A 24895-nucleotide genomic window follows, 5' to 3' on the forward strand; every position below is an offset into this window, starting at 1 on the left:
GGGATCGCGTCGTCCCGTTCGCGCCCCGCGTTACCCCTGTCCGGGTGCTCCATACGATTCACCCTCGGGTAGCGGAGGGCAGGTGGCGGTGCCGGTTTGGGCCGCGACTTCGGCCCGTACCGCAACGTCCCCCTCTTTCTTTGCGAGCGTGTAGACGATGCCCTCCTGCGCACCAGCGGCAGGGATGTATCCGACGGTCGCGGAATCGACCGGTCCCCATTCCTCGGTCGCGGAGCCGAAATTCGTCGTCATCAGGTCGGCGGTGGGATTCTCGATCAGCCAATTGGCTGCGTCGACCACAGTCGTATCGGGGATGACCCAATACCCTTCCAACCTCTCGTACGGGCCGCACGGCCACCCGGTGTACGAGGTGAAGTTGCCGGGAGACGTGTCGGTGCGGACGGCTCCCGGCGGAAGGGTGGCCGCGTCGAGCCATGCCTGGGCTTGAGCGAGTGCCGCGACATCCCCCGCGTCACCCGCGGAGGATTCGCTGGACGGGACCGGAGCAGACACTTCTTCGTCTCCGGCGCCCGGGGCGCCAACCGCACCGGACGCACAACCGGTGAGAGCCGACACAGCGATGACAAGGGCACTGGGTACTACGAGAGATCGACGCCGCATAGCCACCACCGTAGCGTCGGACGCCGTGTCCGCACCGTCGGGCGGAGCTCGGAGGGACCGCTCGAGATCGTGGTGATCCGTTTCGCACCGCGCCCGCTCCTCACCCCCGCCGCACCTCCACCTCGACCACGCGCGCATCCTCGATGCTGACCTCGTAAACAGGCCCGGTGATCCGCAGCGTCACGGCTTCGTCGACCTCGGTGCACGAGGGTCCGAGCCGGAGCTCCACCTCGCCGGGCTCGACCACTCGTCGCAGCGCACGGTCGCTGTACGCCAACCGCGACGCGGGCACGGTGAAGTGCACCTCGGCGCTCTCGCCGGGCTCCAGCTCGACGCGGGCGTAGGCGACGAGCTGCGCGACCGGCCGCGTCACACTCGCCACGGCCCGGTGTGCGTACACCTGCACGACATCGGCTCCGTGCCGGGTTCCGGTGTTGGTGACCCGAGCCGACACCGTGAAGGCGTCTCCCGCGCGGACGTCGGCGAGCGTTCCGGATGCCGGGACCTCGGCCACCGCGATGCCGCTCGCGGCTGCGCCCGAACCGGACACCCCGTCCACCCGCAGGTGCCCGCGCTCGAACGTCGTGTACGACAGCCCGAACCCGAACGGCCGCACCGGCGTCGGGTCGGTGCTCGTGACCCCCGACGGCCCGCCGAGGAGCGGATGCAGGTACGAGTACGGCTGCGCCCCGGCGGACCGGGGGAGCGAGACGGGAAGACGGCCGGAGGGCGTGGCATCCCCGGCGATGAGCGAGGCCAGTGCGGGCCCGCCCTCCTCGCCCGGGAAGAAGGCCTGGAGGACGGCGGCCGGTCCGGTCGCGTCGTCGAGAGCCCACCCCAGGGCGTAGGGACGCCCGGTCAGCAGCAGCAGCACGACCGGGGTGCCGGTCGCGACGACGGCCTCGACGAGCTGACGCTGCACGCCGGGCAGGTCGAGCGAGTCGGCGTCGTTGCCTTCACCGACGGTTCCGCGTCCGAAGAGCCCGGCACGGTCACCGACGACGACGATCGCGACGTCGGCGCTCTCCGCCACGGCCACGGCCTCGTCGATGTCGGCGGCGTCGGAGCCTTCGACCGCGCAACCGAACGCGTACGAGACCTCGCCGAAGCGGTCGGTCAGAGCCTCGCGCACGGTCGGGATCTCGAAGCCCATCGGAACCCCCGGGTGGTGCGCGAGCACGTGGTTCGCGAACGAGTAGCACCCCATCAGCGCCTCCGCGCTGTCGGCGTTGGGCCCGATGACCGCGACCCGTCCCGGCGTCGCGAGGGGGAGCACCCCGTCGTTGCGCAGCAGCACCGCGCTCTCGAGAGCGAGTCGGTGCGCGAGCGCGCGGTGCTCCGCGTCGTCGAGGTCGATCTCGGTCGGGGCGTCGGAGAAGTCGGCATCCAGGAGTCCGAGGTCTTCCTTCGCGGCGAGCACACGGGCGACGGCGCGGTCGACCACGGCCTCGGGGAGGGCTCCGGATGCCACCCGCTCGGCGAGGTGCGGATACGCATCGGGGCCGGGGAGCTCCACGTCGATCCCCGCCTCGAGCGCCAGCTGGGCGGCCTCGCCGAGGGTACCGGCGATTCCGTGCATCGAACGGAGGAACTCCACGGCGAAGTAGTCGGAGACGACCGTGCCGTCGAATCCCCACTGACGGCGAAGGAGGTCGGTGAAGAGCTCGGGAGATGAGGCGATGGGGATGCCGTCGATCTCGACGTAGGCGTTCATCACCGATCGTGCCCCGCCGTCGCGGACAGCCATCTCGAACGGAGGAAGGAAGACGTCCTGCAGCTCCCGTGGGCCGGCGTGCACGGGAGCGTGGTTGCGGCCGGCCTGCGAGGCGGAGTACCCCACGAAGTGCTTGAGCGTCGCGTGCACGCCCGCCGCCTGCAGTCCACGCACGTAGGCGGTGCCGATCGTGCCGACGACGTAGGGGTCTTCCGCGATGCACTCGTCCACCCGGCCCCAGCGGGGGTCACGCACCACATCGAGCACGGGAGAGAGTCCCTGATGCACCCCGAGGTCGCGCATCGAGCGACCGATCGCGGATGCCATGAGTTCGACGGCATCCGGATCGAACGAGGCTCCCCAGGCGAGGGGCGTCGGCAAGGTCGCGGCCTTCCACGCGGCGAAACCGGTCAGGCACTCCTCGTGGACGAGAGCGGGGATCCCGAGCCGGGTCTCGGCCTTCAGCCGTCGCTGCTCGGCCCAGAGCCACTCGGCGCGCTCGATCGGATCGACGGGCCGTGTGCCGTAGACCCGGGTGAGGTGGCCGAGGCCGTGCACCGTGGCATCCGTGTAGGCCGCCGAGGTGATCTTCTCGCCCGAGAGGGGCGCGACGACCTCGTCTCCTTGATCGACCCAGTAGCCCACGAGCTGCGCGAGCTTCTCGTCGAGCGTCATCTCGGCGACGAGGGCCTGGACGCGAGGGGTGACGCCGGAAGCGAGGGCAGCACCGACGTCGGTGTTGTGGATGGTCATGACGGATCAGCCCTTCACGGCGCCGGTCAGGCCGCCGACGATGCGCCGCTCGAACACGCTGAAGAACAGCAGAGCGGGGATCATCGACAGCGAGGTGAATGCGAGCACGCGCGCGGTGTCGACGGAGTACTGCGAGGCGAAGGCCTGCGTTCCGAGCGGCAGCGTGTACGCGGCTTCGTTATTGAGGATGAACAGCGGCAGCATGTAGGAGTTCCAGCTGTTGACGAAGGCCAGGATGCCGACGGTCACCACCGCGGGAACCGCGAGCGGCAGCACCATGCGCCAGAAGAACCCGAGGCGGCCGAGGCCGTCGATCGAGGAGGCCTCCTGGAGTTCGCCCGGGATCGCGGCGAGGAACGGCGACAGGATGATGATCGTCAGCGGCAGGGCGAACGCGATCTGCGGCACGATGACACCCGCGAGGGAGTTCATCAGTCCGAGGATGTAGAGAGGTGTGATCGCGACGGTCATCGGGAACATCAGGCCCGCGGTGAACAGCGCGTACACAGCGCCCCGCCCACGGAAGCGGTAGCGCGAGAGGGCGTACGCGGCCATCAACCCCAGGGCGACGACGAAGACCGTGGTCGCGATCGCCGCGATGGCCGAGTTTCCGACCTGCCCCCAGAAGACGCCGCTGCCGAGCACGTCGGCGTAGTTCTCCCAGTTCCAGCGGGTCGGGAAGCCGGAGGGGTCGACGGTGATCTCGGCGTTCGAGCGGAACCCGCCGAGGACGATGTACACGACCGGCGCGAGCATCATGCCGATCAGCAGCAGGGCGACGAAGCCGACGAGCACGGACGAGCCCCGGTTCGCGCCGGCGGGGCGCCGACGCGGGGCCTTCGGGGTCACGAGCGTGGCGGTGGCGGTCATTTCGAGCCTCCCGTGAGAGCGCCGGCGGTGTCGCGTCGCAGGACGAAGCGCTGGTAGATCAGGGCGACGGCGAGGGAGATGAGGAACATCACCACGGCGACGGCGCTGCCGTAACCGAAGCTGCCGGCGTTGCGGCCGTTGGCGACCATGTACGTGGCCATCGTCGAGGTGCCGGCAGTGGAGGCGACGTACTGGCCCCAGATGATCCAGACGAGGTCGAACAGCTGCAGCGAGCCGATGATCGACAGGAACGCCCAGATGCGGATGGTGGGACCCATGAGCGGCAGCACGATGTGCCGCTGGATCTGCCAGTACGACGCGCCGTCGATCGCGGCCGCTTCGCTGAGCTCCTCCGGGATGCCTTGGAGACCTGCGAGGAAGAGGATCACGGCGAAACCGATGTACTTCCACGTGATGATGATGAGCAGCGTCCAGATCGCCAACGCCGGGTCGGAGATCCAGTCGGCGCGGAGCGAGCCGAGCCCGATCTTCTCCAGCGCCCCGTTCAGGGCCCCACCGGATTGCAGCATCAGGCCCCAGCCGAGGCCGACGACGACCTCGGAGATCACGTAGGGCACGAAGATCAGCACGCGGATGAGCGACTGCGCCCGCATCTTGCGGTTCAGCAGCAGCGCGAGTCCGAGGGCGAGCGGCCCCTGCAGGACGAGCGAGCCGATCACGATGAACGCGTTGTGCCCGAGCGCCTCGTGGAAGGCCGGGTCGGTGAGGATCGTGACGTAGTTCCGGATGCCGACGAAGTCGACGGGTGCGCCGAAGCCCGACCACTTGTAGAAGCCGTAGTAGGCCGCCAGGGCGACGGGCAGGATGACGAACGACACGAACACCACGAGGGCGGGGCCGAGCAGGATCGCGAGTTCGCCGCGGATGCGCCAGTTCTCGCGGCGCCGTCGCACGGGCGGCCGCCCGGCCGAGGGGGCGCCGGGAGCGCCCTCCCCGGCCGGGCGGCGAGACCCGGCGTCGGTCGCCGAGGTGGCGAGCTGGGTGGTCATGGTCGCGGTCCTCAGCGGGAGGCTGCGGCGTTGACGGCGTCGACGATGCCCTGCGGCGTGCCCTTACCGGCGAACAGATCGACGACGGCGACGTTCAGCGCGTTGCCCACGTTCTGGCCGTAGAGCGTGTCGAGCCAGACCGACACGTACGGGGCGTCGGTGTACGCCTGCAGCGCCGACTGCAGGGCCGGGGTGGTGACGGCATCCGTCGCCTCGCTCGACGCGGGGATGGTCTGGAAGGCCGCGGCGTAGTTCTCCTGGTTCTCCTTGTTCACGAGGAAGTTCAGGAAATCGGTGCACTGCGCGGGGGCGTTGACCCAGCACGAGTAGCCGTCGACGCCGCCCATGATGGCGCCGGGCTCTCCGTCGCCCCCGGGAACCTCGGGGAAGGGGAACCAGCCGAGGTCGGCCAGCGGCTTCTCATCGGGGGTCAGTGACGCGATGACGCCGGGGTTCCATGCGCCCATGAGCTCCATGGCGGCCTGGTGGTTGGCGAGCAGGCCCGCCGACGAGCCGGCGCCCTGCTGCGCGGCGGTGGTGAGGAATCCCTCGTTGAACGGCTGGGTCTTGAGGAAGGAGTCGAGGTTCTCTCCGGCCTCGAGCCAGCACGGGTCGTCGAAGCTGCGGCTCTGGGCGGCGGCATCCAGGACATCCTTCGAGCAGGCGCGCAGCGCGAAATTGTAGTACCAGTGCGCGGCGGGCCAGGCATCTTTCGCGCCGACGGCGATCGGGGCGACGCCGGTCGCGCGGATCTTCGCATCGGCGGCCTCGAGGTCGGAGATGGTGGCGGGAGCCTCGGTGACACCCGCGGCGGTCAGCAGGTCCTGCGCGGTGAAGATGCCCGAGGGGAGCACGGCGACGGGCATGCCGTAGTTCTTGCCGTCGACCTCGAAGGCGTTGAGGGAGGTTCCGAGGGCGGTCTTGGCCTCGGGGGAGATCTTGTCGGTGAGGTCCATCGCTTGACCGGCGGTCACGATGTCGGCGAGCTTGCCGCCGCCGCGGGCCATGAACAGATCGGGGGCGTCGCCGGAGTTGAGCGCCGTCTGGAGCTTGCCGTCCATCTCCTCGTTCTGCACGGCCTGGATCTCGATCGTGACACCGGGGTTGGCGGCTTCGAAGGCCGCGGCGGTGTCTTCCCAGTACTTCTTGCCGTCGCCGGTCGTGGAGTTGTGCCACAGCGTGAGAGTGACCGAGCCGTCGGCGTTCTCGCCGCCACCGCCTCCGGCACAGCCGCCGAGGGCCAGGGTGCCGGCGACGGCGAGGGCCGCTCCGGCGAGGATCTTGCGCGTGTTCATGTGATTCCCGTTTCTCTTCGTCGAGGTGCGTCCCTCAGGGATGCGCGGTGGTCGTCGGCAGCGATGCCGTTTCCCGGGGTGTTGCCGCGCCCCGGGTCTGAGCAGTGTCGCCCGGCCGTACAGGCTCGTCAAACGTTTTCGAAAATGATTTCCACGCTAGGGTCGGATGCCATGACCCGCCGCGCCACCATCCACGACGTCGCCGCGGCGGCCGGTGTTTCCGTCGCCACGGTGTCCAAAGCCGTGAACGGTCGCTACGGGGTGTCGCCCGAGACCGTCGGCCGTGTCTTGGACGCCGTGAAGGCTCTCGGCTACGAGTCGAGCCTCGTCGCGAGCAGTATGCGGTCGCGTCGGACAGGCGTGGTGGGCGTGCTCGTGGCCGACATCGAGCCGTTCTCGGCCGAGATCCTGAAGGGTGTCGGGGGAGCGCTCGCCGACACCGGATACGACCTGCTCGCCTACAGCGGCTCGCGCCGCGACGGGGAGGGCTGGGAACGGCGCTCGCTCAGCCGGCTGAGCGGCACCCTCATCGACGCCGCGATCATCGTGACCCCGACCGTCGTCAACGTCACGAGTGACGTCCCCATCGTGGCGATCGACCCGCACACCGGCCGCGCCGACCTGCCCACGGTCGAGTCCGACAGCTTCACGGGTGCGCAGCAGGCCGTGCATCATCTGGTCCAGCTCGGGCACCGCCGCATCGGTTTCATCGCGGGCCGCCCCGACCTGCGTTCCGCGGTGGCGCGCGCCTCCGGCTACCGTGAGGCCCTGTCGGCGGCCGGCATCCCGTTCGACCCTGCGCTCGTGGGAGTGGGGCGCTACGAGCACGACGTGGCCCGCGAGGCCGCGCACGCGATGCTCTCGCTGCCCGACCCGCCGACCGCGGTGTTCGCGGCGAACGACCTCTCCGCCCTGTCGATCGTCGAAGTGGCCGCCGAGCGGGGACTCCGCGTGCCCGACGACCTCTCGGTGGTGGGCTTCGACGATGTTCCCGAGGCCGCGCGCGCCCAGCCGGGGCTGACGACCGTGCGCCAGCCGATGAAGCGCCTGGGGGCCGAGGCGGTGCGGATCGTCCTCGCGCTCCTCGCCGGGGAGGACCTCCCCGAGACGCACGTCCTGTTGCCGACGCGCCTCGTCGCGCGCGGCACGGCCGCGCCGCCTCCCACGCGCTGAGTCGACCGCCCCGCCCGACGCCCCGCCCCGCCCGACGCCCCGCCCCGCCCGGGGCCCTGCCTCGCCCTGTTGAGTGTCCAAGACACCCGGACTCCTCAGAAAAACGTCCGGGTGTTTTGGACAGTGAACCCGGGGGCGACGGGTGCCCGCGAGCCAGTGAGAACAGGGGAGCGCGGAGCGCGTCAGCGCGCGGCCAGGCGGTACAGCACCTCGGGGCGGCCGCGGGCGCCGAACCGGTGCGAGATGTCGACCTCGCCGCGCGCGACGAGGACGTCGAGGTAGCGCCGTACCGTCGCGCGAGAGGCACCCGACGCGGCGGCGATGTCGCGTGCGCTCGCCGGGGTCACGGGGTGGAGAGCTGCCCGGATGGTGTGCATGGTCGACTCGGCGAGGCCCTTGGGGAGGAGGGGATCGGATGCCACGACCGTGCGCACCGGAGCCGTCGCCGGTCCGACGAGGCGGTCGATGTCGCCCTGGCCCATGCTCACGGGCACCTCGGCGGGCCGCGCGGCGCGCCCGCGTCGGTACTCCTCGAGCCGGCGCACGAACGCTTCGCGCGTGAAGGGTTTGGCGAGGTAGCCCACGACGTGTGCGGCAGCAGCCTGGCGGATCGTCAGGGTGTCGCGGGCGGAGCTGATCACGAGCACGTCGACGTCCCACTCCCGCACGAGCCGCAGCCGGTGCAACACCTCCACCCCGCTGAAATCGGGGAGGTTCATGTCGAGCAGCACGAGGTCGACGCCGGTCCCCGCCGCGAGCGCCGCCCCCGCGGCACCGGTCCGCGCGGTCCCGACGAGCCGGAACCCGGGCAGAGCCTCGAGATACGCGGTGTGCAACCGCACGACCGCCGGGTCGTCGTCGACGATGATCGTGCGGATCGTGGCATCCGGGGTCATCCGCGCCCCCCGCCCGTTCGCCGCCCGCCGCTCGCGCTCCGCCCGACCCGGCCGCTCCGTTCAGTATCCAAGAAACCCGGACGCCTCGAAAAATGCTCCGGGTGTCTTGGACACTCAAGCCCCTGGACGAGCCCGCGCGCCCTGTCCGCGTGCGCTCGCGGGGCATCGCGCAGCGCGCTCACGACCGTACCCTCGCGCAGCACGCTCACGCCCGCACTCCCGCTCGCGGCAGCTCCACGGTAAATCGCGCTCCGCCCGAGGGTGATCGGCCGACCGTGACCGAGCCGCCGCGCGCGCCGGCGACGCGGCGCACGAGGTCGAGGCCGACACCGCGCCCGGCGGCGGCTTTCGAGCTCACGCCACGGTCGAAGATCCGGGCGACATCGGCGGGCGGGACGCCGGGACCGTCGTCGGCGACGTCGATCGTGAGTCGTTCGTCGCCGGCCAGCACCAGCACGTCGACGTGGCCCTCCGCCCCCGCCGCCTCTGCCGCATTGCGCACGAGGTTTGCGACCACGGTCAGCACCTCGTCGTCGACCGTGCCGCGCGGCACGAGGCTGGCCGGGTCCACGCGCAGCCCCGCGTGCTCGGTCGACAGGCCCTCCAGCAGAGCGCGCAGCGCGGGGTCGTCGATCGACAGACCGGATGCCACGGGCGCGATCCCCCCGATGTAGGTGAGCGCCTCGCCGGTGTCGCCCTCCGCGATGAGCCCGCGGATCACGTGCAGGCGCGTGTGGAACTCGTGCGTCTGATCCCGCAGCGCGCCGGAGATGCGCCGCTGGGTCTCGAGCTCTCGCGCATCGGCCTCGAGTCGTCGCACGCGGCGACGGAGCGCCGCCGTCAGCAGGCCGCTCAGCACGACCCCGAGCACGATCGATCCCGCGACCCAGGGCAGCATCCCGCCCACCGCCTCGTCGAAACTGCGCGAGATCTCCGACTCCAGCACGCCGACCGAGGCCGTCCCGATGACCGCGCCGGTCGCACTGTCGGCTGCCCGCACCGGCACCTTCGCTCGCAGGCTCGGGCCGATCGTCCCCGTCTCCGTGCCGAGGAACGTCTCTCCGGCCAGCACCGCCGTGGCATCCGTCGAGACCGTCCGTCCGCGCTCGGCCGGATTGGGGTGGGTCAGCCGGATGCCGCGGGCATCGGTGACCACGACGTAGTCGACTCCGGATGCCGCCGCCACGACGTCGGCGAGGGGCTGCAGGTCCGCGGTGGCCGCGGCGGTGTCCAGCAGGACGGCGCGCTGCACCTGATCGAGCTCGACGAGGCTGGTGGCGACGTCGAGGACGCGTTCCTCGGTCGCGGCGCGGATGCTGCGCTCCTGCACCGACATCGCGACGAGTGTCGTCGCCAACACGCACACGAGCACGACGGTGCACTGCAGAGCGAGCAAGACGGCGAGGCGCACCCGCACGGGCGCGCGGTCGGGTCGGGTGGTCGACACGGGCACCTCCTCGTGCGCATCGTTTCGTGGGCGGATCGTCGTGAGCATCAAAGAGCGCAAAGGCCCCCGAGCGCGCCGCCGGGGGAGAGGCGCTGACAACCTAGCTTCTCATCCGGAAACGACGATGTCCCGGGAGGGCTTGATGCAGCATCCGACGCCAGCAGAGGCGCAGCACCCCGCGCGCTCACCTCGACGCCGCCGCGTGACGGGAGCGGTGGTGGGCGTGGTCGCCGCGGCTCTGTTCGTGACCGCGAGCCTCAGCGCCGCAGCGACCGGCGGGGTGGCCAACCCCCGCACGAAGCTCACGATCGTCGCCCCGGCGGCCCCCGGTGGAGGATGGGACACCTTCGGCCGCGAGGCTCAGCAGGTGATGCGCGAGGAGGGGATCGCCGGTGCCGTCCAGGTGATGAACATCCCGGGCGCCGCCGGCACGATCGGCCTCGGCGCCGTCGCCGAGATGGGTGACCGGCACGACATCATGCTCGTCACGGGCGGCGTGATGGTCGGCGGCGTGATCGTCAACCGCTCGCCGGTGAGCCTCGAGGACGTCCGACCCATCGTCCGCTTGGCCGACGACTTCAACGTGCTCGTCGTGCCCGGCGACTCGCCGTTGCAGACCCTCGACGACTTCATGCAGGCGTTCCTCGCCGATCCCGAGGGCACCGCCATCGCGGGTGGGTCTCTCGGCGGCATCGATCACCTGCTCGCGGGCATGCTGGCCCAGCAGGGCGGGATCGACCCGCAGCGCGTGAACTATCTCGCGTATCCCGGTGGTGGCGAGGTCGTGACCTCCCTCCTCTCACACACCACGCAGGCGGGGCTCTCCGGCTACAACGACTTCCGCGACCAGATCGAGTCGGGCAACCTCCGCGCCCTCGCGCTTTCGGCCGAGGAACCGCTCGACGACGTCGAGGTGCCGACGTTCCGCGAGCAGGGGGTCGATGTCGCCATGTCGAACTGGCGCGGGCTCGTGGCGCCCCCGGGCATCGACGACGAGGTGCACGCGGAGCTCGTGGCCATGGCATCCGAGATGCGGGAGACCGAGGCGTGGCAGGAAGTGCTCGCCCGCAACAGCTGGGTCGACAGCTTCCTCGCCGGCGACGAGTTCGCCGCCTACCTGTCGGAAGAGACCGAACGCACGACCGCGATCATGAAGGAGCTGGGTCTGTGACCGAACCGTCCACCCTCACCACGGGGTCGCTGCGCGTACAGCGCACACCCCGCTGGTACACCGGCCGCAGCGAGCTGGTCGTCGTCGCCGGGGTCTTCGTGCTCGCCGGGTTCATGACGTACGGCACCGCCACCATGCAGGTGCCCGCCGACGTCGCCTTCCCGGGTCCGCAGTTCTTCCCGATGCTGGTCAGCGGATTCCTCTGGCTCGCCGGAATCGGTCTGCTCGTCGAGGTGCTGCGGACATCGCGTCGATCCCACGTCGCCGACGACCCGGTCGAGATCTCGAACGAGATGCTCGAAGACCTCGGTGCGATCGACGAGACGGGGGAGATCCGCATCGTCTCGCCCGAAGACGTGGCGTCGTCGTCGAAGCCCGCGTCCGTCGACTGGCGCACGCTCGGCATCACCGTCGCCGCTCTCGCGGGGTTCATCGTCGTGCTGCCCGTCCTCGGCTGGATCATCTCGGCCGCGGCCCTGTTCTGGGTCATCTCGTGGGCATTCGGCAGCCGCCGGCCCCTGCTCGACATCGGGGTCAGCGTGATCGTCTCCTCGCTGGTGCAGCTCGCGTTCGGCGCGGGTCTGGGCCTGTCGCTTCCCGCCGGCATCCTGGAAGGACTCTCGCCGTGGATCAGCTGATCAACCTCGCCGACGGGTTCGCGGTCGCCTTCACGCCGCAGAACCTCCTCTTCCTCGTCATCGGCGCCGTGCTCGGCACCGCCGTGGGCGTGCTCCCGGGCCTCGGCTCGGCCATGGCGGTGGCGCTTCTGCTCCCCGTCACGTTCAGCCTCGACCCGACTGGCGCGTTCATCATGTTCGCGAGCATCTACTTCGGGGGGCTGTTCGGAGATTCGACCGCCGGCATCCTGCTGAACACCCCCGGCAACTCGTCGGCGATCGCCACGACGTTCGAGGGTCATCGGATGGCCAAGAGCGGGCGCGCGGCGAAAGCTCTCGGCACCTCGGCGATCGGCGCGTTCATCGGCGGCACGATCGCGTGCGTGCTGGTGGTGTTCTTCGCCCCGTACATCGTCGAGCTCGCGAAGGTCTTCGGGCCTGCGGAGTACTTCGCGCTCGCCGTGTTCGCCTTCGTCGCGATCTCGGCCGTCGTGGCCGATTCGATCGTCCGCGGTCTTGTCGCGCTGGGTCTCGGTTTCGCCCTGGCGCTCGTCGGCATCGACGCGATGACGGGAGCCGAGCGCTTCACCGGTGGCAGTCCCGTCTTCTTCGACGGCATCTCGATCATCGTCGTGACGGTCGGTCTCCTCGCGATCGGCGAGGTGCTGCACGTCGCGGGTCACATCCGCCGCGCGGGCGGTCCTGGCAAGCTCGTCGCCCCCAGCGGGTCACCTCTGCTGTCGAAGCGCGAGTGGCGTCAGGCGCTGCCGGCGTTCTTGCGCGGCACGGCGTTCGGTGTGCCCTTCGGCGCGATCCCGGTCGGGGGCTCCGAGGTGCCCACGTTCCTCGCCTACGGCACCGAGAAGCGTCTCGCCCGCCGCCGCGGCGACACGGACTTCGGCTCGCGGGGGGCGATCCAGGGCGTCGCCGCCCCCGAGGCCGCGGGCAACGCCACGGCCGGTTCGGCGATGGGCGCCCTGCTGGGCCTGGGCCTGCCGACCTCGGCGACGGCCGCGATGATGATCGCCGCGTTCCAGCAGTACGGGATGCAGCCCGGGCCCCTGCTGTTCGAACGCTCCGGTGACCTCGTCTGGCCCCTGCTCGCGAGCCTGTTCCTCGGCCTGATCATCCTGCTGATCATCAACCTGCCATTCGCGGCGGTGTGGGCGAAGTTGCTGCTCATCCCGCGCCACTACCTGTACGCGGGCATCACGGTCGTCGCGATGCTCGGCGTCTACGCGATCGCCTCGCGCGTGGTCGATCTGTGGCTCGCGCTGGCGATCGGTGTGATCGGCTTCGTGATGCGGCGCTTCTCGATTCCGCTTGCCCCGGTGCTGATCGCCGCGATCCTCGGACCCATGGCCGAGACGCAGATGCGCCGCGCACTCGCTGTGTCGGAGGGCGACCCGACGATCTTCGTCTCGTCGCCGCTCACGGTCGTGCTGTACGCGCTGCTCGCCATCATCGTCACCGTCAGCGTGCTGCAGCACGCCCGCCACGCGCGCCGCCAGCGTCTCGAGGACGCCGCCCGCCGCGACGCGCCCGTCCCCGCCGGCCGCCGCTGACCCGGGCCCCGCCCGCGCCGCGGCCCCGCCGTCCCGCCCCGGGGCCCCGCCCGCCCCGGGCCCCGTCCCGCCCCGGGCCCCGTCCCGCCCCGGGGCCCCGCCCGCCCTGCCCCTTCCGCCGAGTGTCCGGGAAATGCCGTAACCGCCGCACGCATAACGGCGCTTCTTGGACACTCGACCGCCCGCCCCGACCGAGCCGGTGGTGACCACCGCTCGCGGAGCGGCTAGGGTCGGCGCGTGACCACCGTGCTGTTCGCGCCCGACGGCTTCAAGGGATCCCTCACCGCCGCCGACGCGGCCGCGGCCCTCGCCGCCGGGTGGCTCGATGCCCGCCCCGCCGACCGCACGGTCGAGCGTCCGATGGCCGACGGCGGCGAAGGCACCCTCGAAGCCTTCCTCGCGTCGGTGCCCGGAGCATGCCGTGTTCCCGTACGGGTCACGGGTCCGCATGGGCGGCAGATCTCGGCATCCTGGGTCTTTCTTCCCCCGACCGCTGACGCCCCGCTCGGCACGGGGGTGGTCGATCTGGCATCCACGTCGGGCATCGAACTGCTCGACGGAGCCCTCCGCCCCTTCGACGCCGACACGCGCGGCTTCGGCGAGGCGATCGCCGCGGCCCTCGACCACGGCGTCTCGCGTCTGGTGCTGGGCATCGGCTCGAGCGCTTCGACCGACGCCGGGTTCGGCGCCTTCGCCGCCCTGGGCGCACGGATCACGGATGCCGCCGGCACCCCCGTCGCCCCCGGACTCCGCGGTCTGCGCACAGCCGTTCGCCTCGACCGGTCGGCGCTGCGTCCTCCGCCGCCGGGCGGTGTGACCGTGTTGACCGACGTCCGCAGCCCGCTCACCGGACCCACGGGAGCCGCCGCGACGTTCGGACCGCAGAAGGGGGTGACGCCCCACGACATCCCCGAGGCGGATGCCGCCCTCGGCCGCGCCGCTGTGCTGTGGGGGACCGACCCGCACGCGTCCGGGGCCGGAGCCGCCGGGGGCACCGGGGCGGCCCTGCGGGCGTGGGGCGCCGAGCTCGTCCCGGGGGCGGAGCACGTCGCGACCTTGATCGGTCTCGTCGGAGCGATCGAGGCCGCCGACGTCGTCGTCACCGGGGAGGGGGCGTTCGACGCGAGCTCACGGGCCGGGAAGGTGCCGTCGCGTATCGCCGAGCTCGCGGGCTCGCGGCCGGTCGCCCTCGTCGCCGGGCGGATCGCCGCCGACGCCGACACGTCGATCTTCGCGGACGCCGTCTCGCTCACCGCTCTCGCCGGCTCGTCCGCCTCCGCCCTCTCCGAGCCCGCCCGCTGGCTCCGTGCCGCGGGCCGTGCGCTCGCCTCGCGGCTCGAGCTGCCGCCGTCGGGCGTGCGAAACTCCTGAGTTTCCGGCGCGGATTCTGGCGCGGGGGGCGGGGGATGCCGCGGAGGCGGACGAACGCCGCGGATTCTCAGGAGTTCGGCCCGCCCCCCGGTCCCCGCCCCCGCCCCGTCCCGTCCTTACCCGCCCCCCGTCCCGGCCCGCACCCCCGCCCCCCGGGGCCTCTGCCCGCACCCCCGCACCCCCGGCCCTGACCCGCCCCACCCCGCGGAAACGCCGCGCGCACCCCGCGGCTCGGGTACCGTCGTCATGTGGCTACCGCAAGCAGTAAAGATGACGAGGTCGATCTCCTCATCGACGCGTGGTCGCGGCTGCTGCCCGACATCGACCTCACGCCCCTCGACGTCATGTCGCGCTTGCGTCGCGCGGCCTTCCACCTCTCGAAGCTCCGCACGCGAGCGTTCGCGAGCGCCGACATCGCCCTGTGGGAGTTCGACGTCCTGGCGGTGCTCCGCCGCGCGGGCACCGAGCTGAGCGCCACGCGCCTGATCGCGGCGACCATGATCGGCAGCGCCGCGATGACCAATCGCCTCGACAAGCTCGCCGAGCGCGGTCTCGTGCACCGCCGCCCGAACCCCTCCGACGGGCGGGCGATCCTCGTCGCGATCACCCCGGAGGGTATCGAGCGCGTGGATGCCGCCATGACCGAGCTGGTCCGCCTCGAGGCCGAGGCCTTGCGCGGTGTCAGTCGCGCCGATCAGGCGTTGCTCGCCGACGCTCTCCGTGTCCTGGCCGCGGGCGAGACCCACGAGGCGTGATCGACCTCGCCTCGACCCTGGCCGAGCGTCCCGTCATCCTCGACGGTGGTCTCGGAACGCTGCTGGAGGCCCGCGGCAACGACGTCTCGTCGTCGCTGTGGTCGGCGCGCGTGCTGCGCGACGATCCCGACGAGGTGCGCGCCGCGCACGCGGAGTTCCTCGCCGCGGGAGCCGAGGTCGTCATCTCTGCGTCGTATCAAGTGGGCTTCGGCGCGGGAATTCCGGATGCCGAGGTCGAGGCGCTCCTCCGACGCTCGGTGACGCTCGCCCGCGAGGCCGGCGACGCCGTGGTCGCGGCATCCGTGGGTCCCCTGGGGGCGCTCCGCGCCGACGGCAGCGAGTACACCGGTGACGATCGACTCACCGTCGACGAGCTGCGCCACGCGCACCGCCGCCGCCTCCACGTGCTGGCGGGCACGGATGGCGACCTGCTCGCCGTCGAGACCGTCCCGTCGCTGCGCGAACTGGAGGCCCTCGCGCTCGAGCTCGCCGACCTCGCCGTTCCCAGCATCGTGAGTCTCTCGGCCGACAGCACCGCTTTCCGCGCGCCCGGCGCGCTGACGCGAGCGTTCGAGATCGCGGCATCCGTTCCCGCTCTCCTCGCGGTGGGTGTCAACTGCTGCGCTCCCGAACACGTGGTCGCCGCGCTCGAGACCGCACCCGCGCTTGCGCTGGTCGCCTATCCGAACTCGGGGGAGCGGTGGGATGCCGCAGCCCGCCGATGGCGCGGGGCCGGTGCGCCGCTGGCCGAGTCGGCGCCCGCATGGGTCGCCGCCGGAGCGCGCCTCATCGGCGGGTGCTGCCGGTCGACGCCCGCCGACATCGCGGCGATCGCGGCCGCGCTGCGCTGATCGGAGGGTGGCATCCGCTCGCCGGGTCAGTACCCGCTCCGGCGGCGTCCCTTCTGCAAGGTTGAGCCGTCGATGAGGAGCTCGACCTCTTCGGGCCGCCACCCGTGCGTGACGCGCATCTGGTCGCGGAGCACGGACACGGCGGCGGGGAGGGCCACCTCCACGCCGTGCGGACCGTCGACGGCAGACGAATCGAGCTCCCGCGCCGCGAGGCGCAGTTCGAGGAGCAGCCCCAGCACGCGATCGGTGCCGAAGGCGGTGTTGGCGAGCTTCCAGTCGCCGATGGCGACGAGGGTTCGGCGGCGGTCATCCTGGGCATCGGGCACGGCGACGGGACGCCCCACGAGTCCGACGGCGACCCCGCACATCAGCATCGCGGCCACCGCGGCGACACCGGCCCCGGTGGGGGAGAAGATGCTCTGACTCAGTGGCGATTCGGGGGTGGAGGCGACCACGATGCGCAGCGCGGAGTACACGGCGTACGCGCCCATCGCGGTTCCGAGGGTTCTGATCGATCGGTGCGGGAGAACGCGGTTGCGCAGCGCGATGACCGCCAACGTGCCGCAGACGATCGTCAGCACGATCGCCTTCACTCTCAGCGATGTCTCGGGATCGAGGAGCGCCGAGCTGAGGGCGACGACGACGCCCACCACGACAGCCGCGCCGAGCGCGAGGGGCGAGCCGTTCCGACGTCCCGATGGGGGCCACACCGCGACGCATAAGATCGCGGGCGCAAGCACCATGGTGGTGTCGGCGATCACCAGCGTGCCCGTGCCGCCGCCGCTGTAGCGGACGATGTACATCGATCCCGCCCCGACCGAGAGCGCACCGGACACCGAGCTGTAGCGGAGGAAGACACCCAGGGGCGTCGGGCTGCCCACGCGCGGGAGGACGACCGCGATGACCCCGGCAGCCAGCCCGACGCACATCGCGATGACCCCGATCGACAGCAGCATCATGGCCTCCGGGTCACATCATGGCGGCTCGCCGGCGACCGGTGTCAGGAGCGTCCGCTCTTGACGGCGGCTCCGAGCTGTGCAGGAGGGGCCGCCGATGAGATCGCTCGCAGCGGCGGCCTCAGTCGAAGTCCGCTGCCACCGCGTTGCGGTGGTACTCGAAGATGATGCTCGTGCGAGTGGATGCCACGCTGTGCCGCGCGGAGAGATGATCGACGACGAAGCGGCGCACCGCCGACGAGTCGTCGACGGCGATGTGCACGAGGAAGTCGTCGGCTCCGCCGAGGAAGAACAGCTGGATGACGTCGGGGTGTCGGCGAACCTCGTGCGCGAAGGCGCGGATGCTCTCCTGGCGTTGCCCCGGACGCAGCGTCACGCCGACGATCGCCTGCAGCCCCCGACCGAGGCGGCTCTGGTCCACGGCCGCGTGGAATCCGGTGAGCAGTCCTCGATCGATGAGAGAGCGCAGTCGGGCGTGCGCGGTGGAAGCGGCGACGCCCAGATCCTCGGCGATCGCGGCGTTGGTGATGCGCGCGTCCGCCGAGAGCAGCTCGATGATGCGGGCGTCGTGGGGGTGAATCTCGTCGTCTGTCATCGCAGATCCTTCGGTCGGTGCGGGTACGCAAGGCTCGATTCTCCGAAGATAGCCGCCGAGAGCGGTGTCTGTTCGAATGATCTGCGAAGAAACACCACCGAAACACACTTTTCTGCGATTCTCTCCGCATCGCTCGTCCGTCCGAGGAGAAACCCATGCGCGTGTCCGTGCCGACCGAGATCAAGAACAACGAGAACCGCGTCGCCATGACCCCCGCGGGCGTCGATTCTCTCGTCCATCGCGGCCACGAGGTCCTCGTGCAGGCCGGGGCGGGCGAGGGTAGCGGGTTCAGCGACGAGCAGTACCGAGCGGCCGGTGCCGAGATCATCGCCACCGCCGACGAGACGTGGGCGCGGGCCGAACTTCTGGTGAAGGTCAAGGAGCCCATCGCGCCCGAGTATGGCTTCCTCCGGCGCGACCTCACACTGTTCACGTACCTCCACCTCGCGGCCGACCGACCGCTGACGGACGCCCTCATGGATGCCGGCACGACCGCGGTCGCGTACGAGACGGTTCAGACCGCCGACCGCGCGCTGCCGTTGCTCGCCCCCATGAGCGAGGTCGCCGGCCGCCTGTCGATCATCGAGGGCGCCCACCACCTGCTCCGCGCGTCGGGGGGACGCGGACTCCTGCCCGGTGGCGTCCCCGGGACCCCTCGGGCGAAGGTCGTCGTCATCGGCGGCGGTGTCGCCGGCGAGCATGCCGCGGCCAACGCTCTCGGTCTCGGTGCCCGCGTCACCGTCGTCGACATCTCGCTCCCTAAGCTCCGCCAGCTCGAGGAACGCTTCGGCGGTGCCATCGAGACGCGCGCCTCGACCCGCCTCGAGATCGCCGAGCAGCTCGCCGACGCCGACCTCGTGATCGGGTCGGTGCTCATCCCGGGTGCCGCGGCACCGAAGCTCGTCACCGACGACATGGTCGCCGCGATGAAGCCGGGCTCCGTGCTGGTGGACATCGCGATCGACCAGGGCGGCTGCTTCGAGGGCTCGCGCCCCACGACGCACGACGCCCCCACTTTCCGTGTGCACGATTCGCTGTACTACTGCGTCGCGAACATGCCCGGCGCTGTTCCGCACACCTCCACCCGTGCGCTGTCGAACGCCACGCTCCCGTACATCACGCGCATCGCCGACGCGGGCTGGGAGGCCGCGGCATCCGCGGATCCCGCCCTCGCGAAGGGTCTGAACGTCCGCGCCGGCGTGGTCGTGAACGAGGGCGTCCGCGCCGCTTTCGACCTCTGACACGACCCGGCCGCCCCGGCGCCGTGCCCGGGCCTGACCGCGCTGCTCCATGCTCGAAGCCCGTTGACTGTCCAAGACACCCGGACGAGTTTTTGCGACCTCCGGGTGTTTTGGACACTCGGCGCGTGTTCGGTGCGACGAGCACGCACCGCGCGACACAGCCCGCGCTGCGGCGTCGCGCGAGCGACGCTACGCGTGAGCGACCACGGCGTCGGAGCCCGTGCGGCCTTACCCCCGCACCCAGGCGTACGTGATCTCGGGGCGGCCCTGGCCGCCGTAGCGGGGCTCGCGGCGCACGCGTCCGACGTCGGCGAGGTGTTCGAGGTACCGACGGGCCGTCACGCGCGACATGCCTTCGCTCTCGCCGACCTCCGTCGACGACACGGCACCGGATGCCGTACGCACACGTTCCGCGACAGCCTGCAGCGTCTCGTCGCTGAGACCCTTCGGCAGCACCGGGGGAGCGACGGTGCGCAGCGATCCGAGCAGCGCATCCACCTCGGACTGGGTCGCCTCCCCGGCCGCTCGATCCAGCCCCTCGACGTACGAGCGGTAGGCCTCGAGGCGCTCGCGGAACGCCGCGAACGCGAACGGCTTGATCAGGTACTGCACCACGCCGATCGACACCGCGGCGCGCACCGTCGCCGCATCGCGCACGGCGGTGACGGCGATGATCTCGACGCCCGAGCCCATCGCGCGCACCCGTCGCGCGACGTCGAGTCCCGTGCCGTCGGGCATCGTCATGTCGAGCAGCACGAGGTCGATCCGGCGCTCGGGGTCGGCGAGAGCGGTCAGCGCCGCCCGCGCGCCCGCGGCCTGTCCCCCGACCTCGAATCCCGGCACGCGCGCGACGTATGCCGAGTGCAGCTCGAGGGCGAGGGCGTCGTCATCGACGACCAGAACCCGGATCACGACGCCTCCCGGGGCGAAGGGAGGAACACGCGCACCGTCGTCGGGTCAGCCGTGATCTGCAGGGTCCCGCCGCGCGCCGCGACGATGTCGCGCACGAGCGCGAGTCCCACCCCGCGCCCACCCGGGGCGAGGGCGGTCTTCGTCGACGCGCCGAACGCGAACGGGTCGTCGAGCGAGGGGTCGAACCCGGTTCCGCTGTCGGCGACCTCGATCTTCACGTCGCCGCCGTTCTCGGCGAGCGTCGCGCGCGCCCAGCGGGGCTCTGCGCCCGAGGCGGCGGCATCCAGAGCATTGTCGACGAGGTTTCCCACGACGGTCACCGCTTCGGCGGGCGCGAGCGGGAGCGCCGGCGTCGGCTCGGCCACGTCGAGGTCGAGGCGCACGCCGCGTTCGGCGGCCTCGTCGAGCTTGCCGAGCAGGAGGGCGACGACCACGGCGTCTTCGTCGTCGAGGACGAGGCGGTCGGCGAGTTCCTGGCGGTCGCCGGTGGATGCCACGATCAACCGTCGCGCGTCGTCGATCCGGCCGAGTTCGAGCAGCGCGAGCAGCGCGTGCAGACGGTTGCCGTGCTCGTGGGTCTGCGAGCGCAGGGTGTCGCTCAGCGTCCGCACGCCCTCGAGCTCGCCGAGGAGCGCCTGCAGCTCGGAGCGGTCGCGGAGGGTCATGACGTGCCCGCGCTCCGGGGTGCGGCGCCCGGTCAGATCCCGCGCGTCCTCCTGATTCACCAGGAGGACGCGGTCGCCGTTGACCACCGTCTCCTCGACCATGCGTCGCCCCGACGCGATCGCGTCGGCCAGGGCGGCATCCATGTCCGCGTCGTGCGGGTCGAGCGAGACCTGCCCGATCGTCGCGGGAGGAAGCCCCAGCAGGTCGGCGGCTTCGTCGTTGTAGAGCACGATGCGCCCCTCTCCGTCGGAGACGACCAGCCCCTCGCGCAGAGAATGCAGGACGGTCTCGTAGCTCTCGACGAGGCGCGACAGCTCGGCCGGCGTGTACGACCCGGTCACCCGGCGCGCGCTGCGGCGCACGTAGAGGGCGCCGAGCACACCCACACCGACGATGGCGGCGGATGCCACGGCGATCAGCGGCACACGAGCGGCAAGGTCCTGCTGCACGGCGCCGAGCGTCACACCGACGGCGACCAGTCCGACGATCGGTCCCTCCTCGTCGCCGCCCTCACGGATCGGCGCGATCGTGCGCACCGACGGTCCGAGCGTGCCCTCGTACACCTCGGTGTACGTCTCGCCGGCGAGCGCCTCCTCGCGCGAGCCCTGGTACGGCAGCCCGATCTCGGAGCGATTGCGGTGGGTGAGACGGATGCCGTCGGGGGTCATGATCGTGACGAACGACAGGTCTGCGTCGCCGAGGATTGACTCGACCATGGGCTGCAGCGTGTCCGAATCCCGCTGGACGACGAGGGCGGCGACGTCGGGTTCGTGTGCGAGGGTCTCGGCGACCGAGCGCGTGACCTGTTCCGCCTGGCGTTGCCCCGAGTCGGTGAGCTGGAACGACAGCAGCACCGCGAGGACCCCGGCGACGAGAACGACGACGCCGAGGGAGACGAGCGCCAGACGCCCACCCACACTCAGTCGCATTCCATACCCTTCGTCGCGCCTGCCGTGAACAATACGACCACAAATGGTTCCTCTGCCTCGCCTCGATAAAAGTCGTCACATCGACCCGGCGCCCCCGCCGGACTCAACAAAGGCGTTAGAAAAGGGGAATCTCCCGTGGCACTCTCACTCCGCACCACGCGCGACGGTCGGCCTCGCAAGAGGATCGACCGCAATCACTGGCTGTACATCTCCGTCATCCTCGCCGTCATCGCGGGTGTGATCGTCGGACTCGTCGCTCCGGCGTTCGCGACGACGCTCGAGCCCATCGGCAAGGGCTTCGTGAGCCTGATCAAGATGATGATCGCCCCGGTGATCTTCTGCACGATCGTCGTGGGCATCGGCTCGATCGCGAAGGCTTCCACGGTCGGCAAGATCGGTGGACTGGCGATGGTCTACTTCCTCGTCATGTCGTCGTTCGCGTTGATCATCGGCCTCGTCGTCGGCAACATCATCCACCCCGGTGAGGGCCTCAACATCACGGGCGCCCAGTACGACGCCCCCGCCGAGGCGACCACGACGCAGGACTTCCTTCTCGGCATCATCCCGACGACGTTCTTCTCGGCGTTCACCGGCGGCAGCATCCTCCAGGTGCTGTTCATCGCGCTCCTCGTGGGCTTCGCCCTGCAGGGCATGGGCGAGCGCGGTAACCGCATGGTCGAGGGCATCCGCAACTTCCAGACGCTCGTCTTCCGCATCCTCGGCATGATCCTGTGGCTGGCGCCGATCGGTGCCTTCGGTGCGATCGCCGCGGTCGTCGGCAAGACCGGATTCCAGGCCGTGATCAGCCTCGGCATCCTGATGGGCGCCTTCTACATCACGTGCTTCCTCTTCATCGCCGTCGTGCTGGGCACGCTGCTCTATGTCGTCACCCGCGTGAACATCTTCACGCTCATGAGGTACCTGGGTCGCGAGTACCTCCTGATCGTCGGCACCTCCTCGTCCGAGGCCGCTCTGCCCCGCCTCATCGCGAAGATGGAGCACCTCGGCGTCTCCAAGCCCGTCGTGGGCATCACGGTCCCGACCGGTTACTCCTTCAACCTCGACGGCACGGCGATCTACCTCACGATGGCCTCGCTCTTCATCGCCACCGCCATGGGCTCGCCCATGTCGATCGGTGAGCAGATCGGCCTCATGATCTTCATGATCATCGCTTCGAAGGGGGCGGCCGGTGTCACCGGTGCCGGTCTCGCGACCCTTGCCGGCGGCCTGTCGGCCTACCGACCCGACCTGGTCGACGGCGTCGGTGTCATCGTCGGTATCGACCGGTTCATGTCGGAGGCCCGCGCGGTCACCAACTTCACCGGAAACGCCGTGGCGACCATGCTGATCGGTGTCTGGACCAAGGAGTACGACGGCCAGCGTGTCCGCGAGGTCCTCGCCGGCAACATCCCGTTCGACGAGTCGCTGATGACCGGGCACGAACACTCGGCCACCCCGGCGGCGGATGCCAAGGAGCAGGCGTCGGCCGAGGTCGGTGCCGGTCCCGCCGCCACCGTCGACACGCAGTCGCTCGACGCCTTCCGCGCTCAGGCGGAGGCGGAGGCAGCCGCACGGGGTCGCTCGTGACCCTGGCGCACAACACCCCGGCGGGGGCGGCTTCGGCCGCCCCCGCCCCGGCGCGTGTCGACCTCGCCCGCACGTGGATGCTGCGCTCCCCTCTCGCCGGTGGGCTCGAGACCGCGGCCGATGTGCTGGTGCTCGACCTCGAAGACGGACTCCCCGCCGGCCGGAAGGCCGAGGGGCGTGAGCGGGCGGGTCGCGCGGCCGCCCAGGCACCGGTCTGGCTGCGCATCAGCGCCGCGGGCACGCGTGATGGTGAGGCCGATCTCGCTCTCGGTCGTGAGCTCGACGACCGCCTCGCCGGTGTCGTGCTCGCGATGTGCGCCGGACCCGACGACGTCGCCCACGTCGCGGCATCCCTGCCCGCCGGCGTCCCGATCGTCGCGATGGTCGAATCAGCCGCGGCCCTGCTCGCCGCCCCGGCGATCGCCGCGCACCCCGCGACTCGCCGACTCGCGTTCGGTACCGGCGACTTCCGCCGTGACACCGGCATGGCCGCCGACCGCCTCGCGCTGTCGTGGCCGCGTGCGCAGCTCGTCGTCGCCTCGGCCGCGGCGGGGATCGCCGGTCCCGTCGACGGTCCGTGCGGTCCGGTGGATCAGGCGCGCGATGCCGCCCTCCACGCCGTCGCGATGGGCTTCACCGGCACTCTCGCGCTTCAGGATGCCGCCGTCCCCGGCGCCCACGCCGGGTTCACGCCCGCCCGTGACGAGGTCGAACGCGCGCGGGCGCTGCTGTCGGAGACGCCCGACGGCCCGGTCGACGGGTCGTACGCGCCGACACGGGCGCGCGCTCGCGCGCTGGTGGCACGGGCCGAGGCCCTGGCCGCTCTGTAGGTCCGGTCCTGAGCCGGCGCGACGTCCCGGTGCCGGTCCGAGGTCCCTGAGCCGGGCAGAGGTCACTGCGCCGGCCCGCGATCCCTGTGCCGGCTCGACGTCCCTTTGCCGGTGCGACGTCCCTTTGCCGGTGCGACGTCCCTTCGCCGGCGCGACGTCCCTGTGCCGCTCCGACGTCCCCGAGTTTGTCGGAGCGCCCCGTACCCCCGCACGGCTCCAGCACCCCACGTCCCTGAGCTCGTCGAAAGGCGCGGTACCGCTTGCGGCTCCCGGGCGCGTCGACCGGCTCAGCCACCGCAGCGGCGACCGACGCCGGACCTCACCGCCCGCGCCGGAACCACCGCCGCCGCACCACCGGTGCGACAGTCGCCGCCTCCTCCCGGGCGCGTCGCCGCTCCGCCCACGCGGCCACCTCGGCGTCCACGTCGACGGTCGGCGTCACCACCGGCGGCCCGCCCTGCAGTTGTCGTCGAGCCTCGATGACCCGCCGGTTGAAGTCGTGCAACGCGTCACGGACGTCGGGCTCGCGCGTGATGGCATCCATCCGCTCCGCCCGCTCGGCATACTCGGCGCGCAGAGTCAGCGCCGGCGGGCCCAGGCCGGTCAGCTGCTCGGTTTCGATCTTGCGGCGGATCCACCAGTCGGGGTCGTGCGTTCCACCCAGGTCGGGGAGGGGTTTACCGGCACCGGGAAGATCGTCGAACTCGCCGCGGCGGATCGCCTGCTGGATCGCGGTCTCGACGTACGCGGCCCGTTCGGACGCGGTCGACCCGCGTTCGGGGGCGGCCGTCGTGGATGGTTCCGGCTCGAGCCCGCTCGCCCGCAGCTCGCGGTCGAGCCGATAGCGCTCGGCCGACTGGCGCGGGTCATCGCTCATGGCACCTCCGGTCCTTCCAGGCTACGACGGCTACGACAGCTGCGGGCTGCGGGCTGCGGGCTCCGGACTCCGGGCTTCGGGCGCCGGGGGGCGAGGGGATGGGGGCCGGGACCACGCGTCGGCACACGGTGGCGCGCGCTCGGTCCCGCCGCTGCCGACGCAGCGTGCGAAACTCCGGAGAAAGGGATGCCAC

Annotated in this window: 22 protein-coding genes; 10 read left to right on the forward strand and 12 right to left on the reverse strand. The window is 71.3% G+C overall.

Annotated features, from left to right (window positions below):
* Positions 1-30: 30 nt before the first annotated feature.
* The 5 genes from PIR02_09540 to PIR02_09560 form a co-directional block, all read right to left on the reverse strand.
* On the reverse strand, positions 31-300 hold the full coding sequence (locus PIR02_09540) for a hypothetical protein (GenBank protein ID WZH38896.1): 270 nt from the start codon (positions 298-300) through the stop codon (positions 31-33).
* Between the two features lie 421 nt (positions 301-721).
* Entirely contained in the window at positions 722-3088 is a 2367-nt protein-coding gene (locus PIR02_09545) for a glycoside hydrolase family 3 N-terminal domain-containing protein (protein ID WZH38897.1), read from the reverse strand.
* A gap of 6 nt (positions 3089-3094) precedes the next feature.
* A complete protein-coding gene (locus PIR02_09550; GenBank protein WZH38898.1) occupies positions 3095-3958 on the reverse strand; it encodes a carbohydrate ABC transporter permease in 864 nt (287 codons plus the stop codon).
* Positions 3955-4968 carry a sugar ABC transporter permease gene (locus PIR02_09555; GenBank protein WZH38899.1) on the reverse strand — a complete coding sequence of 338 codons (1014 nt, stop codon included), beginning with the start codon at positions 4966-4968 and terminating at the stop codon, positions 3955-3957. Before PIR02_09555 ends, PIR02_09550 begins: the two co-directional genes overlap by 4 nt.
* 11 nt (positions 4969-4979) lie before the next feature.
* Positions 4980-6263 carry an extracellular solute-binding protein gene (locus PIR02_09560; protein WZH38900.1) on the reverse strand — a complete coding sequence of 428 codons (1284 nt, stop codon included), beginning with the start codon at positions 6261-6263 and terminating at the stop codon, positions 4980-4982.
* 171 nt (positions 6264-6434) lie between these two features.
* Here PIR02_09560 and PIR02_09565 point away from each other — a divergent pair, with 171 nt between their 5' ends.
* Positions 6435-7436: a LacI family DNA-binding transcriptional regulator gene (locus PIR02_09565; GenBank protein ID WZH38901.1), complete on the forward strand. Its 1002-nt coding sequence runs from the start codon at positions 6435-6437 to the stop codon at positions 7434-7436.
* Between the two features lie 182 nt (positions 7437-7618).
* Here the strand turns inward: PIR02_09565 and PIR02_09570 are convergent, their stop codons facing one another.
* Both PIR02_09570 and PIR02_09575 read right to left on the reverse strand, forming a co-directional pair.
* On the reverse strand, positions 7619-8332 hold the full coding sequence (locus PIR02_09570) for a response regulator (GenBank protein ID WZH38902.1): 714 nt from the start codon (positions 8330-8332) through the stop codon (positions 7619-7621).
* A 205-nt stretch (positions 8333-8537) separates the two neighbouring features.
* Entirely contained in the window at positions 8538-9779 is a 1242-nt protein-coding gene (locus PIR02_09575; GenBank protein WZH38903.1) for an ATP-binding protein, read from the reverse strand.
* A 142-nt stretch (positions 9780-9921) separates the two neighbouring features.
* Between PIR02_09575 and PIR02_09580 the strand changes: the two genes are divergently transcribed.
* From PIR02_09580 to mmuM, 6 genes are all read left to right on the forward strand, one after another.
* Positions 9922-10950, forward strand: a complete 1029-nt coding sequence (locus PIR02_09580) for a tripartite tricarboxylate transporter substrate-binding protein (protein WZH38904.1) — start codon at positions 9922-9924, stop codon at positions 10948-10950.
* Positions 10947-11588 carry a tripartite tricarboxylate transporter TctB family protein gene (locus PIR02_09585; GenBank protein WZH38905.1) on the forward strand — a complete coding sequence of 214 codons (642 nt, stop codon included), beginning with the start codon at positions 10947-10949 and terminating at the stop codon, positions 11586-11588. Before PIR02_09580 ends, PIR02_09585 begins: the two co-directional genes overlap by 4 nt.
* Positions 11576-13132: a tripartite tricarboxylate transporter permease gene (locus PIR02_09590; protein ID WZH38906.1), complete on the forward strand. Its 1557-nt coding sequence runs from the start codon at positions 11576-11578 to the stop codon at positions 13130-13132. Before PIR02_09585 ends, PIR02_09590 begins: the two co-directional genes overlap by 13 nt.
* Positions 13133-13369: 237 nt before the next feature.
* On the forward strand, positions 13370-14503 hold the full coding sequence (locus PIR02_09595; GenBank protein WZH38907.1) for a glycerate kinase: 1134 nt from the start codon (positions 13370-13372) through the stop codon (positions 14501-14503).
* A 248-nt stretch (positions 14504-14751) separates the two neighbouring features.
* Positions 14752-15258: a MarR family transcriptional regulator gene (locus tag PIR02_09600; protein ID WZH38908.1), complete on the forward strand. Its 507-nt coding sequence runs from the start codon at positions 14752-14754 to the stop codon at positions 15256-15258.
* Positions 15255-16109: a homocysteine S-methyltransferase gene (gene mmuM, locus PIR02_09605; GenBank protein WZH38909.1), complete on the forward strand. Its 855-nt coding sequence runs from the start codon at positions 15255-15257 to the stop codon at positions 16107-16109. The genes PIR02_09600 and mmuM overlap by 4 nt, the downstream gene beginning before the upstream one ends.
* Before the next feature lie 26 nt (positions 16110-16135).
* On the opposite strand, the gene PIR02_09610 is transcribed toward mmuM, so the two are convergent.
* Together PIR02_09610 and PIR02_09615 are read right to left on the reverse strand one after the other, a co-directional pair.
* A complete protein-coding gene (locus PIR02_09610; GenBank protein WZH38910.1) occupies positions 16136-17068 on the reverse strand; it encodes a hypothetical protein in 933 nt (310 codons plus the stop codon).
* Between the two features lie 118 nt (positions 17069-17186).
* Positions 17187-17660 carry an Lrp/AsnC family transcriptional regulator gene (locus PIR02_09615; protein ID WZH38911.1) on the reverse strand — a complete coding sequence of 158 codons (474 nt, stop codon included), beginning with the start codon at positions 17658-17660 and terminating at the stop codon, positions 17187-17189.
* Positions 17661-17815: 155 nt separating this feature from the next.
* Here PIR02_09615 and ald point away from each other — a divergent pair, with 155 nt between their 5' ends.
* The gene (gene ald / locus PIR02_09620) at positions 17816-18901 is read left to right on the forward strand and encodes an alanine dehydrogenase (protein WZH38912.1); all 1086 of its coding nucleotides are present in this window, start codon (positions 17816-17818) and stop codon (positions 18899-18901) included.
* 228 nt (positions 18902-19129) lie between these two features.
* Here the strand turns inward: ald and PIR02_09625 are convergent, their stop codons facing one another.
* Together PIR02_09625 and PIR02_09630 are read right to left on the reverse strand one after the other, a co-directional pair.
* Positions 19130-19813, reverse strand: a complete 684-nt coding sequence (locus PIR02_09625; protein WZH38913.1) for a response regulator — start codon at positions 19811-19813, stop codon at positions 19130-19132.
* Entirely contained in the window at positions 19810-21408 is a 1599-nt protein-coding gene (locus tag PIR02_09630) for an ATP-binding protein (protein ID WZH38914.1), read from the reverse strand. The genes PIR02_09625 and PIR02_09630 overlap by 4 nt, the downstream gene beginning before the upstream one ends.
* A gap of 135 nt (positions 21409-21543) precedes the next feature.
* Between PIR02_09630 and PIR02_09635 the strand changes: the two genes are divergently transcribed.
* A complete protein-coding gene (locus tag PIR02_09635) occupies positions 21544-22995 on the forward strand; it encodes a cation:dicarboxylase symporter family transporter (protein WZH38915.1) in 1452 nt (483 codons plus the stop codon).
* Positions 22992-23825, forward strand: a complete 834-nt coding sequence (locus tag PIR02_09640) for an aldolase/citrate lyase family protein (protein ID WZH38916.1) — start codon at positions 22992-22994, stop codon at positions 23823-23825. The genes PIR02_09635 and PIR02_09640 overlap by 4 nt, the downstream gene beginning before the upstream one ends.
* Before the next feature lie 319 nt (positions 23826-24144).
* On the opposite strand, the gene PIR02_09645 is transcribed toward PIR02_09640, so the two are convergent.
* Entirely contained in the window at positions 24145-24702 is a 558-nt protein-coding gene (locus PIR02_09645; GenBank protein ID WZH38917.1) for a DUF1992 domain-containing protein, read from the reverse strand.
* Between the last annotated feature and the right edge of the window lie 193 nt (positions 24703-24895).

Origin of the sequence: Microbacterium enclense (genome assembly GCA_038182865.1) — a bacterium.
Lineage (GTDB): Bacteria > Actinomycetota > Actinomycetes > Actinomycetales > Microbacteriaceae > Microbacterium > Microbacterium enclense_B.